Here is a 13,694-nt window from a genome sequence, read left to right on the forward strand (position 1 = left end):
CCAGCGATTCAGCTGTCGACAAACAGGCGTGTAAGCGGTTACCGCTCTACGCCGTCCGCCGCGTACCGAGCTCCCCACTCATCCAGCCACGCAACGGCCGGACGAAGGGTTTCACCGAGCTCGGTCAGCGAGTACTCGACGCGCGGCGGAACCTCAGCGAACACCTCGCGTCGGACGATCCCGTCTGACTCGAGCTCCCGCAGTTGCCGGGTCAGAACGCGAGGATTCACGGGACCGACAGCTCGCCCCAGCGCACCGAAGCGAACCGCCCCCTCCAGCAGATGCTTGACCACCGTGAGCTTCCACGACCCGCCCAAGACTGCAACAGCCACCTCGACGGGACACACCTCAATGGCTGATTCGACTGCTCTACGCACCGTCCACCTCGTCACTTACAAAATTGTCTGTATGTCACGAGAATGTCAGTACTTGTCGCCATAAGCACTGCACTTCACTGTTGTCTCATGACAGAAAGACCTCGCGTGCTCTGGCTTTACGCGCATCCGGTGACGCCCTCGTTCAACGCGACGTTGCGCGACGCGGTCATCGATCGACTGACCGACCGCAGCTGGGCCATCGACCTCGACGATCTCCACGCGATCGGGTGGGATCCCGTGCTCGCCATGCGCGACATCGCGGATGCACCCGGAAACACGCTGTCCGAACGCCAGCGCGCGGCGACGATCAATGGTTCGCTGCTCGACGACGTGACAGACCAGCAAGCGCGTCTACTCCGAGCTGACCTGATCATCGTGCAGTTCCCGCTCTGGTGGTACGGGATGCCGGCCATTCTCAAAGGCTGGTTCGACCGCGTCTACACGAACGGGTTCGCCTTCGGGATCCGCGACGACGCCGGCCATGTGCGGAAGTACGGTGACGGGAACCTGAGTGGACGTCGCCTCCTCCCCGTCGTGACCGCAGGCGACCGCGAGTCGGCGCTGCGCGACCGAGGGATCAGCGGCGACATCGATGACATCCTCTGGCCTCTCCTCCACGGCACTGCCCATTACACCGGGATGGCCCCGTTGCGAACACATCTCATCGCCGACACGAGCACCGTCACCGACTCACGGATGGAGAACGAGGTCGCACGGCTGACAGACCGCCTTCTTGCCGCAGATCGCGAGACACCCCTCCCGTTCCGAAGTCTTCGCGGCGGCGACTACGGACCGGACCATGTGTTGCACGACCACGTGGCGGCGGCGACAACTGGACTGCGGGCCCACCTGCGGGCGTAGCGTTTCCAGACCATGGGTGTCTATGCGGTGACCGGGAGCGCGTCGGGAATGGGCGCGGCGGTGGCGGAGCGGCTCAGGGCCGACGGGCATCGGGTCGTCGGGGTCGACCGAGCGGACAGCGATGTCGTCGCGGACCTGTCCACACCGAACGGGCGGGCGGCTGCATCGCGCGAGGTGCTCGAGCTCGCCGACCACCGACTCGACGGCGCGGTGATGGCAGCCGGGATGGGCCCGACGCCCGGCCAGATCGACACGCTGGCGCAGGTGAACGTCCTCGGTGTGACCGACCTGCTCACCGCGTGGCTCCCCGCCCTGCAGGTCACCCGCGGCAAGGCGGTCGTCTTCGGATCGAACTCGAGCACCACCACCCCGTTCGTCTCTGCGCGCGCCACCCGACGACTCGCGGCAGGTGACATCGCCGGCGCGGTGCGCATCCTGCGTCGGATCCCACCGCTCGCCCCGGTCACCACCTACGCAGCATCCAAGGTGGCGGTGACGCACTGGGCTCGCGGCCGCGCGACCACTCAGGACTGGGCGGGCACGGGCGTCTGCCTGAACGTCATCTGCCCCGGCGCGGTCGAGACGCCGCTGTTGCAGGGCCAACTCGACAGCGCCACCGGTGGGCACGTTCGCCGCTTCCCCGTCCCGATCCGGCGCTACGGGAAACCGTCCGAGGTCGCGGAGTGGGTACTGCTCATGCTCTCGCCGGCGGCGGACACGATGATCGGCAGCGTGGTGGTCATCGACGGCGGCACCGATGCCTGGTTCCGGGCGCGCGACTGGCCGCGCCCACCACGGCTTCGCTCGGTGCCGCGCTACCTGGCCCGCATGCTCGCCTGGCAGCGGCAGAACAGGCGCTGAGCCGGCTGCGACTCAGCCCGCGGGAGCGGAGCAGCGGAGCAGGCCCGTCGACGAGGTCGAGGTGGTCAGCACCTTCCCGTCACGCGAGATGGTGCACGTGACCGATCCGCTGAGCACCACCGCGGTCAACGACGGGGTGGAGTCGACGTCAACGGCGACCGACCACGGCGGCGTGATGAGGGTGGGTGACACCTTCAGCGTCCGACCGGCGGCATAGGTGGCGCCCAACACCTGCCCGTTGCCGCTGAGCGCGTAGAGCACCTGCCCCGGCGCAGCCGACGCACTGGGTCCGGACCCGCCCGCCCCGGGCGGCGCCGGATTGTCGAACGTCGGGAAGAGGTCGTCAGGCGACGGGACAGCCGAGGTGCTCGACGACGCCGCCGCGGCGGTGTCGTCCCCGCTGTCGGAGCGACTGATGAGGAAATAGCCCGCCACCAACGCAACCACCAGGACCAACGCCACGACCGCAGCGATCAACCACAGGGTGCGCGACGAGTTGTCCCCACCGTCCGGTGGCGGCGGACCGCCCGCCGGCGCCGGCTGCCCGTACCCCGGCCCGTAGCCGGGCGGTGGCGGATACCCCGGCCCACCGCCGAACTGCTGCGTGGTGCCGTACGCGGGTCCGCCGTAGACAGGACCCTGCGTTGCGTAGGGATCACCGCCATACTGCTCACCCCAGTACTGCTCACCCCCGTACTGCTGGCCGCCGTACTGCTGGCCCCCGTATTGGTCGCCCCCGTACTGCTCCCCGCCGTACTCCTGGCCCGGCTGTGCGTACGGATCGAACGCACGGGTGGGCGGGTTGCCCTGCGGGTACGGCCCACCCTGCGGATACGGGTTCGGCTGATAGGGCCCGGCGGCCTCCGTCGGGGGATCCACCGGCCTCCATTGGCCCTCGTCGTCGGGTCGATCGGTCATCGCCGGCCTCCTGCGCGGTGGAACGCCTCGACGCTCAAGGCGCCTCCCAGTGTGCCGGAACCACGGCGTCAGACCTCCGAGATCGCCTCGAGCGGGTTGGTCCGGGCCGCCCTCACGGCCGGCCACAGGGCTGCGACCACCCCGACGACAGCCGCCCCGACCAGGGTGATCCCGATCAGCGAATACGGCAGCACCGGCCGCGTGATCCCGAGATCCTTGAACGTCCGGACCACCGCCACGCCGAACCCACTGCCCAGGATCACGCCGAGGACCGCGCCGAAGATCGCGATGAGCACGGACTCGATGTAGATCGTGCGCCGGACCTGCGCCCTCGCCATGCCGATCGCCCGCAACATGCCGATCTCGCGTTTGCGCTCGATCACCGACAGCGCCAGCGTGTTGACGATGCCGAGCACCGCGATCACCAACGCCAGGCCGAGCATCGCGTAGAGCACCGCGAGCATCTGATCGATCTGCGACGACGCCTGACCGGCGAACTCGGTCCGGTCCTCCACCTGGACGGTGAGGAAGTCCTTCGTGGCAGCGGTCAGGTCGGCGCGCAACTTGTCCACCGAGACGCCGTCCTTCGCCGTCACCAGGATCAGCCGGTCGGATCGGAACGAGGCCGGCACCAGCTTCTCGTATGCGCCCGTTCCCATCTGCCACGGGTCGAGCACCTGGTTGTCGGCGAACACACCACTCACCCGCACCGGCACGACGGTCCCGTCGTACCCGGTGAACGTGACGGTGTCGCCCACCTTCCAGCCCTTCGAATCACTCGTCTTCTGCGACACGATCATCCCGTCCGAGGGGATCCCCGCCGAGCCCTGCACCATGCGGTACGGCGTCACCGCAGCGAGGTCACCGGCCGGGGAGATCCCCTGCACGGCATCACCATCGACCTTCGCGGCGACGATCCGGAACGAGACCGCCGTCGCCACATCGGGCGAGTCGATCGCCGCGCTGACCACCGATGTCGGCAGCGACCCCTGATCGGACGTCGTCAGAACCAGGTCCGCGCTGAGGTTCTTGTCGATCGTGTCGTCGATCGACCCCTTCAGGCTGGACCCGAACGTCCCGACGACCGCGACGAGGATCAGGCCCAGCGTCAGCGCGAACGCGGTGGCCGCCGTGCGCCGTGGGTTGCGAACGGCGTTGGTGCGCGCCAACACCCCGATCTTCCCGAACGGCCGTCCCAGGACCCGACCGAGCAGGCCGACCGCCGGACGCGAGAGTGCGGGCGCAGCGAACACCACCGCCAGGATCATCACGAACGCCCCGACTCCCACCGTGGCGGCCCACTTCGCGCCCTGACCCGAGGTGCCGACCCCGATGAGCACGACGCCGACGACGGCGAGCACGGCACCGGTCAGGGTGCGCCGCCGCAACGACAGCGCCCCGTCGGTCTGGCTCTCCCGCATCGCCTCCACCGGCGACACCTGCGCGGCACGGCGCGCCGGGGCGTAGGCACTGACCATCGTGACGACGATCCCGACCGCCATACAGGCGATCACGGCCGTCGGGGTGATCGCCAGCGACGCCGACGGCAGACCCGAGTTCGACGACGTGATCGCGCGCAGCAGCGCCGCGAGACCGATCCCGATCCCGAGGCCCACCACACCGCCGAACACTCCGACGACGAACGCCTCCAACAGGACCGAGCGTGTGATCTGTCCCCTGGCCGCACCGATCGCCCGCAGCAGCGCCAACTCTCGGACCCGCTGCGCGATGATCATCGAGAAGGTGTTGTAGATGATGAACGTCCCGACGACGAGCCCGATCGCGGCGAACCCGAGCAGGATGTAGTTGAAGACGTCGAGGAACTTGTTGACCCGGTCCTTCTCCTGCTGCCGGACCTGATCACCGGTCTGCACCGAGTAGCCCGACCCGACGACGGAAGAGATCCGCTTCGTGAGCTCGGTCGCCGAGACACCCTGCACGGCTGAGGCTTCGACGTAGGCGGGTGACCCGTCGGAGAACAGGTCCCGCGCCACCGACTGCTGCATCTGCACGTTGACGTAGCCGCCGGTGTCCTGCGGCAGGTCGAGGATGCCGACGACCTTCACGGTCAGCGGCGCACCGGAACCGCGGCTCACCACCAGCTTCGTCGTCGACCCGACGGAGAGGCCTGCCTTCTTCGCCGCCGATGCGTTCAGAGCGATCTCGCCGGTGCCCTCAGGGGCGCGGCCGCCGGGCTCGAGCTTGCTGTCGGTGGGCGACAACGACTCCGAGCTGGGCAGGAACGCGGTACCGACGCTGGGTGCCCCGCCGGACTGCAGTGCGGTGCCGTCGGCCTTCGCGATGGTCACCGGCGCCGAGTACCGCGGCACCAGCTTCGCGATGCCCAGCTTCCCCTCGTCCGCGGTGAGTGTGTCGACCACGGAGTTCGGGATGCCGTTGGCCTGGGTCTCCTCGGGGCTCACCCTGGTGTCGACGCCGAGGGCGACACCGTCGAAGATCTTGTCGAACGCGGACGAGATCGTCGCCGTGAAGATGAGCGAGCCCGCGACGAACGACGTGCCCAACACCACCGACAGCACGGTGAGGACGAGACGGACCTTGTGCGCGGCCAGGTTTCGCAGAGAGACCCGCCGCATCGCCGAACCGGCCATCAGGGCTTGGCCTGACGGGCGGGATCGTCGAGGTCACGCAGGTACGCGTAGACGTCGTCGGCCGACGGCGACCGCAGCTCCTCCACGATCCGTCCATCGGCGAGGAACACGACGCGATCGGCCCAGCTCGCGGCCCGCGGATCGTGGGTGACGATGACGACGGTCTGCCCGAACTCGTCGACAGCGGCGCGCAGGATCCCCATGACCTCTGCCGACGAGCGCGAGTCGAGGTTGCCGGTCGGCTCGTCACCGAAGATGATCTGCGGCCTGCCCACGAGCGCCCGGGCGCACGCCACACGCTGCTGCTGACCACCCGAGAGCTCGCTGGGCCGGTGGTCGAGGCGGGCGGTGATCCCGAGCCGCTCGGTGACGGTGTCGAACCACTCCTGATCCGGTGTGCGCCCGGCGATGTCGAGCGGGAGGGTGATGTTCTCCCGCGCCGTGAGCGTCGGCACCAGGTTGTAGGACTGGAAGACGAACCCGATGCGATCGCGCCGCAAGCGCGTCATCGCCTTGTCGTCGAGCGTCGTGAGATCGGTGTCACCGATGGTGACCGACCCACCGGACACCGAGTCGAGGCCGGCGAGGCAGTGCATGAGCGTCGACTTGCCGGACCCGGACGGCCCCATGATGGCGGTGAACTCCCCGGCCGCGAACGACACCGAGACGCCTTTCAATGCCTCGACGGTGGTGTCACCGCTGCCGTACACCTTGCGTACGTCGTCGGCACGCGCCGCGACGGTCGCTGTCGGCGCAGCGTGGCGTGGGGTGTCGTCGGTGCTCATGGGGACTCGCTCTCTGGAGGGCATGACGGACATCGTCGCCCGACACCGTAGTCACGGCATCCGGGCACACCCTGAGAATTGTCCCTGACCTGCGTCGGTGACACCGACCCCGGATCAGCTCAGCGCGAGGACGTGGAACTTGGTGTGCTGCCGCGGCGTCGCGAAGTTGTCGTCGCTGACGAGGATCAGGGTCCGACGGCCGTCGGCCAGCCGCGGCCCGTACGCCATCCCCTCCACGTTGTCCGACCGCAGCAGCGGCAGCATCGCGAAGTCGAAGATGAGCCGCTTGCGCATCACCGTCTCCGTGCCGGAGAGCTTGTACTTGCCACCCACCTGCGTCGCACCGCGCGTGGTCGCGAGGTAGACCTTCACGTCGTTGCGGTTGGTGGCCGGGTCGTAGCCGCGCTCGAGGACGTAGAAGTCGGTGTTGTTCACCGCGAGGATCTCCGACACACCCTTGGTGGCCTTGCTGGAGGCGCCCTTGGCGAGCGGATCGGTCCGGTAGACGTACTCGCTGGTGCCGCGGGGCCCGAAGATCGCGAGGCGCGACGACGTGCCCGACTTCGTGGTCGGTGCGCCACCGTCCTGGCGCAGTGCGGTCTCGGTCATCGCGGCGACGGTGCCGCCGGGGGTGACGGCGAGTCCCTCGAAACCGCTGTTGGTGCCCATGCCCCTACCCGGGCCCGGCATGTAGGCCGACGGGATGCGGAGGTCGCGGACGTAGATCCCGAGCGGGGTGACCACCCGGATCCACGGGCGCGCACCCTCACTGCTGATGACGTAGTCGCCCCCGAGCTTGCGGATGCCCTCCATGTCCATCTGACCCGGGAGCAGGGGCAGCTGGTTGGGTGCCAGCACGGTGCCGCCACCGGTGAGGACCGGCGTCGGCGAGGTGAACATGCCGTTGCCCGCCATCGGCAGGCGGAACTGGAAGTAGCGGGCGGGCCCGAAACGGCCCGGGTCGTCGCTGACGCCGACGTAGTTGCCGCCCCCGATGTTGTCCAGACCGGAGATGCCACCCCAGCGCACCGGCGTCGGGATGAACCCGTCGGGCACGGTCATCGTCGAGACGTAGCGCGCCGCGGGACCCGCGGGCGCGGCGGGAGCGGCCTGTGCGGCCGTGGCGCCGATGGCGAGCGACGCGGTCACCGCCGTGAGTAGGGATCCGACCCGGAGCAGGGGTGTGCCGACGCGGCGCAAGTCCATGGCGGCTGATGCTACCGAATGCAGGATCGACGGGGCGACGCGAACGGTGTCAAACGTGACGTCGTCGACACCCGCTCGGTATCTCAGCCCAGCCGCTGCTTCAGGGCGGCGAACTCGTCGGCGATACCGCTGGGGAGCTTGTCCCCCACGAACGAGAACCACTCCTCGATCGACGGGATCTCCTCGCGCCACTCGTCCACGTCCACCGTGAGCGACTCCGCGACGTCGTCGACATCCACGTCGAGGCCGTCGAGGTCGAGGGCGTCGGGTGTCGCGACGACGCCGATCGGGGTCTCCGCGCCCGACGCGGTCCCCTCGATGCGCTCGACGATCCACTTGAGCACGCGGCTGTTCTCACCGAATCCGGGCCACAGGAAGCGCTTGTCGTCACCGCGACGGAACCAGTTGACGTAGAACACCTTCGGCAGCTTCGACTCGTCGGCGTTCTTGCCGATGTCGATCCAGTGCTGCAGGTAGTCACCGACGTGGTAGCCCAGGAACGGCAGCATCGCCATCGGGTCGCGACGCACGGTGCCGACCGTGCCCTCCGCGGCGGCGGTCTGTTCCGAGCCCACCGTGGCGCCCATGAACACGCCGTGCTGCCAGTCGCGCGCCTCGGTGACCAGCGGCACCGTCGTCTTCCGACGACCGCCGAACAGGATGGCCGAGATCGGGACACCCTGCGGGTCATCCCACTCGGGCGCCATGATCGGGCACTGGCTCATCGGCGTGCAGTACCGCGAGTTCGGGTGCGCGGCCGGCCCGTCGGAGTCCGGCGTCCAGTCCTGGCCACGCCAGTCGATCAGGTGGTCGTGCTCGCCCTCGAGCCCCTCCCACCACACGTCGCCGTCGTCGGTCTTCGCGACGTTGGTGTAGATGGTGTTGCCCGCCTCGACGGTCCGCATCGCGTTCGGGTTCGACGACCAGTTGGTCCCCGGCGCCACGCCGAAGAACCCGAACTCCGGGTTCACCGCGTACAGGCGGCCGTCCTTGCCGAAGCGCATCCACGCGATGTCGTCGCCGAGGGTCTCGGCGCGCCAGCCCGGAACGGTCGGCTGGATCATCGCGAGGTTCGTCTTGCCGCAGGCGCTCGGGAACGCCGCGGCGATGTAGTACGCCTTGTCCTCGGGGCTGATCAGCTTGAGGATCAGCATGTGCTCGGCGAGCCAGCCCTCGTCGTGGGCCATGGCCGACGCGATACGCAGCGAGTAGCACTTCTTGCCCAGCAGCGCGTTGCCGCCGTACCCGGACCCGAAGGACCAGATCTCGCGCTCCTCGGGGAAGTGGGTGATGTACTTCGTCGAGTTGCACGGCCACGGCACGTCGGCCTGGCCGTCGGCGAGCGGCGCACCCAACGAGTGCAGGGCCTTCACGAAGAACCGGTCCTCGCCGAGGGCCTCGAGCACCTTCGGGCCGACCCGCGTCATCACGCGCATCGACAGCACGACGTACTCGGAGTCGGTGATCTCCACACCCAGCTTCGGGTCCTCGTCGCCGAGAGGTCCCATGCAGAACGGGATGACGAACATCGTCCGACCGCGCATGCACCCGCGGTACAGATCGGTCATCGTCGCGCGCATCTCGGCGGGATCGACCCAGTTGTTCGTGGGGCCCGCGTCCTCCTCGCGGTGGGAACAGATGAAGGTCCGCGACTCCACCCGCGCGACGTCGGCGGGATCGGAGTGGGCGAGGAACGAGTTGGGCTTCTTCTCCTCGTTCAGCTTCGTGATGGTGCCGGCGGCCTGCAGATCGGCGGTGAGGCGATCCCACTCCTCGTCACCGCCGTCGGACCAGACGACGCGATCGGGCTGGGTGAGCTCGGCGACCTCGGCCACCCACCGCAACAGCTCCGCGTGCTTCGTGGGTGCACTGTCGGGATCGAGTCCTGGGATGGTCGCCGAGGTCATTCGTCTACTCCTGGTAGCCGTCGGGCAAGCAGGGCGCCGACGGACGGGTGGCCCCGCCCACCGACACGCCGCAGTGTCTGTTTGTCGAGGTTACTGGAGGGGTGGGGGTCCGATCCACACGGGTGACCGATCGCACGCTCGGGCGTTCAGTCGAGGCGTCCGACGTCGGTGCGGACCCAGTGGCCGGTGTGACCGTCGAGGCGATGCGTCTCGACGGCACCGTCGCCGTGCACCTCGGTGATCGCGTCGACCTGGCCGTCGTGATCGGTGTCGGTGTAGACGGTCATGCCGTCGGGGCCCATCCGCGTCAGTGTGTCGGCGACACCGTCGGCGTCGGTGTCGGTCTCGGCCGGCCCGAGGTCCCAGATCCGGTCGCCGTCGGCGATCCACAGGTGGTCGTGCGGGTCGGGTGCGGGCGCGACGTGCGCGGCGGGCTCGATCACCGCGTCGCCGTCGCCGGACGGGTCGTCGGGGTGTCCGAGACCGTCGAGATGTGTGTGGACGTCCATCAGGTCCTCTCCGATCGCGGTGCAGGGGTCTCCACTGGGTTGGACGCACCGCGACGCCGATCGGTTCCACCGCCGGCGAGATCGCGCATCCGCTCGTCGATCCCGGCCACCTCCCGGGCGGCGTCGATCGCCCGTCGCTCGGCGTGCCGCAGGATGCGTCCGCTCATCACCGTCTCCGCGTCCGCGACCCGGACCGCCACGTCCTGGTCGATCACCGACCGCGCCTCGGCCAGGGACGCCGCCGTCGCCGACCGCACCCGGCCGCGCAGGGCGGCGCGCCGCCGCACCGAGGTGATGACCAGGCCGATGGCGAGACCGACGACGAGTGCCAGTGGTGTGCTGATCTGCCGCACGACCTCCACCTCCACGAACGGCTCGACGAGGAACCGGGCGACCGCGAACCCCGAGGCGGCACCGAGCAGTGCGCCCACGACCTCCTCGGTCGGCGCACCGGGGGGTGGGGCGTCGCGCAGCACCACCGGCGACGCGGCCGCACCCGGCTCCGGGCGGAACGGTTCCACCCCGAGCAGGACGGCGGCTCGCAGCCGCTCCAGATCGTCGTCGACGGAGGTCATCACCGCCGCCTGCAGGTGGGCGACCCGCTCGGCGAGCCACCGACGGTGCTCGGGGATGTCGCGGGCGCGCAGGTGGGCGACGGCGCGGTCGGATTCGACCGTGATGTCCCGCAACCCCGCCGCCGTCTCCGTCGACGCCGCGGTGCGTACCCGGCCGAGCCCGCTGCGCACGGCGGCGAGGCGGTCGGTGCGTCCGCGGTCCCGCCCACGGACGACCCGCGCCCGTCGGGACCGCAGCTCGGCCAGTTCCTGCGCCCGGGACCGGATCGGTCGCGGTGACGTCGGTCGCGGCATCACGGGCCCCGCCGCCGCGCACTCGGCGATCCACCCGGCGAGGCCGTCGACCCCGGACTCGTCGACGGCGCCGGCGAGGGCGGCCACGGCGGACACCGCGAAGACGGGGAGATCCTCGGTCGGGTCGAGCACCGTGCGCGACGAGCGCGCGACCGTCGGCCAGTCCCAGAACGCGTCCACCTTCGTGACCACGATCGCGACGTGACCGATCGCGGCACGCAGGGCGGCGAGCGCCGCGACGTCGTCGTCCCCGCACAGCGCGGACGGCTCCACCACCAGCAACCCCACCGTCGCTCGACGCCCCGCGACCGCGTCCGGCGGCGCGGCGACGACGGACAGACCGGGATCCACCACGGTGAGCGCCTCGGCCAGGGTGCGTCCGCCCGACCGCGGGACCCCGGTGACGATCACGGCGGTCACGACGACACCCGCGCCAGCGTCGCCTCGACCATGTCGCGTTCGGTGCCCGACGCGGCGATGCGGTCGAGCAGTCCGAGCGCCACCTGCCGGCGGTGACGCTCGACGGCCGGGCGCATCGCCTCCACCACGGGCCGCAGCGCGGCCACACCACTCTCCTGCGCGAGCAGCCGGTTCAGAGCGGCTGCATCCAACCGCCGACCGTCGTCACGGGCGAGCGCGAGTTCGTCGACGGCGACGAGCAGCCCGTACTGGTCGACGCGGCGCAGCAGCCCGGTCCGCAGGCGTCGTTCCTCGCCGTCCCCGGAGACGAAAGTCGCCGCCATCGACGGGACGGGCTCGTCGGCGTCGGCCATCGCCTGCAGGAAGGTGACCTCGTCGGCGGACAGGTCCACGCAGCCCAGGACGGCGCTGACCGGGTGGACCGGCGTGCCCAGCACCGCCGCGCACTCCTGTGCGCGATCGCGGGCGGCGTCGGGATCGCCGAGCGTGTCGGCCTTGGTCAGGACCACCACCGTCCGGTCGGCGGGGAGTCGACGCAGCGCGGCGAGATCCTCCGAGCGCGGCCACCCGACGAGCGCGTGGCACCAGACGTCGGCGTCGTCGAGATCGTCGCCGGGAACGATCGGCGCGACACCCAGCCGGTCGCGCAGCGCACGGGCGAGGGTGTCCCGACCTGCGCCGGGCCGGCCGCGGACGGCCACGCGGACCGGCCCCTCGAGGACCCGTCGGGCCCGCCCGGCCAGGGGCTCGTCAGGGTGACGACGGAGGATCTCCTCGATCGTCGAGACCAGCACCGGGTCCACCGACTCCCCTCTCCGACCAGCCGACACGCTCCGCGAGGTGTGTCCGGACGCCCGGGACTGACACGATGGCTCCCGTGGACACCCCCGAGACCGGCTCGACGCGCACCGCTGGTACCGACGCGCTCCCCGATCACGAGGCCCGCGCGCGCCTGTACCCCCGGGTCACGAGCTTCCGGTCGCGTCGCGGGACGCTGACCCCGGCCCAGCAGCAGAACTGGGAGACAGTGTGGCCGATCATCGGTCGCGACGCCACGGTCGGCGAGTCCGCGGACACCGCCGCCGGACCGCTCGACCTGCGGGCATGGTTCGGCCGCGAGGCCCCGCTGATCATGGAGATCGGGTGCGGCACCGGGACGGCGACCGCGGCCATGGCCGCCGCCGAACCGGAGTTCGACGTCCTCGCCGTCGAGGTCTACAAGCCCGGTCTCGCGCAGCTGGTCGGGCTGATCGCCCGTGGCGACATCGACAACATCCGGATCGTCCGCGGTGACGCCGTCGTGGTCCTCCGCGAGATGGTGACCCCCGCGAGCCTCACCGGCGTGCGCATCTTCTTCCCGGACCCGTGGCCGAAGGCCCGCCACCACAAGCGCCGGCTGATCCAGGCGGGCACCGTCGATCTCCTCGCCCGTGCCCTCGCCGACGACGGTGTCCTGCACATCGCGACCGACCACGCCGACTACGCCGAGTGGATCGCCGAGGTCCTCGCCGACCAGGACGTGTTCGTCCCGCTCACCGGTGAGGCGCCGTTCTCACTGGACCGTCCGACCACGAAGTTCGAGGGACGAGCCGACCGCGAGGGCCGTCCGGTCACCGAGTTCGTGCTCGCGCGGGTCCCGCGCACCGACGAGAGGAACGACTCGTGAGCGGGAACGTCGCGCAGACCATCTCCGGCACCAGCACCGCCCGACGGGTGCTGTTGGTCTGGGACGCCCCGAACCTCGACATGGGGCTCGGTTCGATCCTGGGCGGCCGCCCCACCGCCGCCCACCGGCCCCGCTTCGACGCCCTCGGGCGCTGGCTCCTCGCCGAGACGACGGAGATCTCCCGCACCCTCGGCGACGACGAGTCCGAGGTCGAACCCGAGGCCACGGTGTTCACCAACATCGCCCCGGGGACCGCGGAGGTCGTGCGCCCCTGGGTCGAGGCGCTGCGCAACGTCGGGTTCGCCGTCTTCGCGAAGCCCAAGCTCACCGAGGACTCCGACGTCGATTCCGACATGCTCGACCACATCGAGCTCCGCAGGCACACCGTCGGGCTCGCGGGGCTCTACGTCGCCTCGGCAGACGGGCAGGCCTTCCGTACGCTGATCGAGGACGTCGCCGCCGAGGGCGTGCCGGTGACGGTGCTGGGGTTCCGGGAACACGCGAGTTGGGCGGTCACCTCCGAGGTGATCTCCTTCGTGGACCTGGAGGACATCGCGGGGGTCTTCCGTGAGCCGCTGCCGCGGATCAATCTCGATTCGCTGCCGGACGACGGCGCCTGGCTGGCACCGTTCCGTCCGCTGTCGGCACTGCTCAGCGGACGTCAGCAGTAGGCACAGCGCACCGGTGCGACAATCGGTGCGAT

At 70.2% G+C, this 13,694-nt stretch carries 13 protein-coding genes; 4 read left to right on the forward strand and 9 right to left on the reverse strand.

The window, feature by feature from the left end; genetic code table 11:
- Positions 1-38: 38 nt before the first annotated feature.
- Entirely contained in the window at positions 39-392 is a 354-nt protein-coding gene (locus tag ACXVUM_RS05890; RefSeq protein WP_458520903.1) for a winged helix-turn-helix transcriptional regulator, read from the reverse strand.
- 90 nt (positions 393-482) lie between these two features.
- Here ACXVUM_RS05890 and ACXVUM_RS05895 point away from each other — a divergent pair, with 90 nt between their 5' ends.
- Together ACXVUM_RS05895 and ACXVUM_RS05900 are read left to right on the forward strand one after the other, a co-directional pair.
- Positions 483-1,238 (forward strand): NAD(P)H-dependent oxidoreductase, encoded by a 756-nt coding sequence (locus tag ACXVUM_RS05895; protein WP_458520904.1) that lies wholly within the window; start codon positions 483-485, stop codon positions 1,236-1,238.
- 12 nt (positions 1,239-1,250) lie between these two features.
- Positions 1,251-2,099, forward strand: a complete 849-nt coding sequence (locus tag ACXVUM_RS05900) for an SDR family oxidoreductase (RefSeq protein ID WP_458520905.1) — start codon at positions 1,251-1,253, stop codon at positions 2,097-2,099.
- A gap of 12 nt (positions 2,100-2,111) precedes the next feature.
- Here the strand turns inward: ACXVUM_RS05900 and ACXVUM_RS05905 are convergent, their stop codons facing one another.
- The 8 genes from ACXVUM_RS05905 to ACXVUM_RS05940 all read right to left on the reverse strand — a co-directional run bounded on the left by ACXVUM_RS05905 (position 2,112) and on the right by ACXVUM_RS05940 (position 12,128).
- Positions 2,112-3,017: a hypothetical protein gene (locus ACXVUM_RS05905; RefSeq protein WP_458520906.1), complete on the reverse strand. Its 906-nt coding sequence runs from the start codon at positions 3,015-3,017 to the stop codon at positions 2,112-2,114.
- Between the two features lie 68 nt (positions 3,018-3,085).
- Positions 3,086-5,614 carry an ABC transporter permease gene (locus ACXVUM_RS05910; RefSeq protein ID WP_458520907.1) on the reverse strand — a complete coding sequence of 843 codons (2,529 nt, stop codon included), beginning with the start codon at positions 5,612-5,614 and terminating at the stop codon, positions 3,086-3,088.
- A 14-nt stretch (positions 5,615-5,628) separates the two neighbouring features.
- On the reverse strand, positions 5,629-6,414 hold the full coding sequence (locus tag ACXVUM_RS05915; protein ID WP_458520908.1) for an ABC transporter ATP-binding protein: 786 nt from the start codon (positions 6,412-6,414) through the stop codon (positions 5,629-5,631).
- A 114-nt stretch (positions 6,415-6,528) separates the two neighbouring features.
- Entirely contained in the window at positions 6,529-7,620 is a 1,092-nt protein-coding gene (locus ACXVUM_RS05920) for an esterase-like activity of phytase family protein (RefSeq protein WP_458520909.1), read from the reverse strand.
- 83 nt (positions 7,621-7,703) lie between these two features.
- Positions 7,704-9,527 carry a phosphoenolpyruvate carboxykinase (GTP) gene (locus ACXVUM_RS05925; RefSeq protein ID WP_458520910.1) on the reverse strand — a complete coding sequence of 608 codons (1,824 nt, stop codon included), beginning with the start codon at positions 9,525-9,527 and terminating at the stop codon, positions 7,704-7,706.
- Between the two features lie 146 nt (positions 9,528-9,673).
- Positions 9,674-10,036 carry a DUF6802 family protein gene (locus ACXVUM_RS05930; RefSeq protein WP_458520911.1) on the reverse strand — a complete coding sequence of 121 codons (363 nt, stop codon included), beginning with the start codon at positions 10,034-10,036 and terminating at the stop codon, positions 9,674-9,676.
- Complete coding sequence (locus ACXVUM_RS05935; RefSeq protein ID WP_458520912.1) at positions 10,036-11,325, reverse strand: hypothetical protein; 1,290 nt, start codon at positions 11,323-11,325, stop codon at positions 10,036-10,038. Before ACXVUM_RS05935 ends, ACXVUM_RS05930 begins: the two co-directional genes overlap by 1 nt.
- The gene (locus tag ACXVUM_RS05940; protein ID WP_458520913.1) at positions 11,322-12,128 is read right to left on the reverse strand and encodes a hypothetical protein; all 807 of its coding nucleotides are present in this window, start codon (positions 12,126-12,128) and stop codon (positions 11,322-11,324) included. The genes ACXVUM_RS05935 and ACXVUM_RS05940 overlap by 4 nt, the downstream gene beginning before the upstream one ends.
- A gap of 65 nt (positions 12,129-12,193) precedes the next feature.
- On the opposite strand from ACXVUM_RS05940, the gene trmB reads away from it, so the two are divergent.
- Positions 12,194-12,991, forward strand: a complete 798-nt coding sequence (gene trmB / locus ACXVUM_RS05945) for a tRNA (guanosine(46)-N7)-methyltransferase TrmB (RefSeq protein WP_458520914.1) — start codon at positions 12,194-12,196, stop codon at positions 12,989-12,991.
- Entirely contained in the window at positions 12,988-13,662 is a 675-nt protein-coding gene (locus ACXVUM_RS05950) for an NYN domain-containing protein (RefSeq protein ID WP_458520915.1), read from the forward strand. The genes trmB and ACXVUM_RS05950 overlap by 4 nt, the downstream gene beginning before the upstream one ends.
- The last annotated feature ends 32 nt before the right edge of the window (positions 13,663-13,694 follow it).

It is taken from the genome of Williamsia sp. SKLECPSW1 (genome assembly GCF_054332755.1).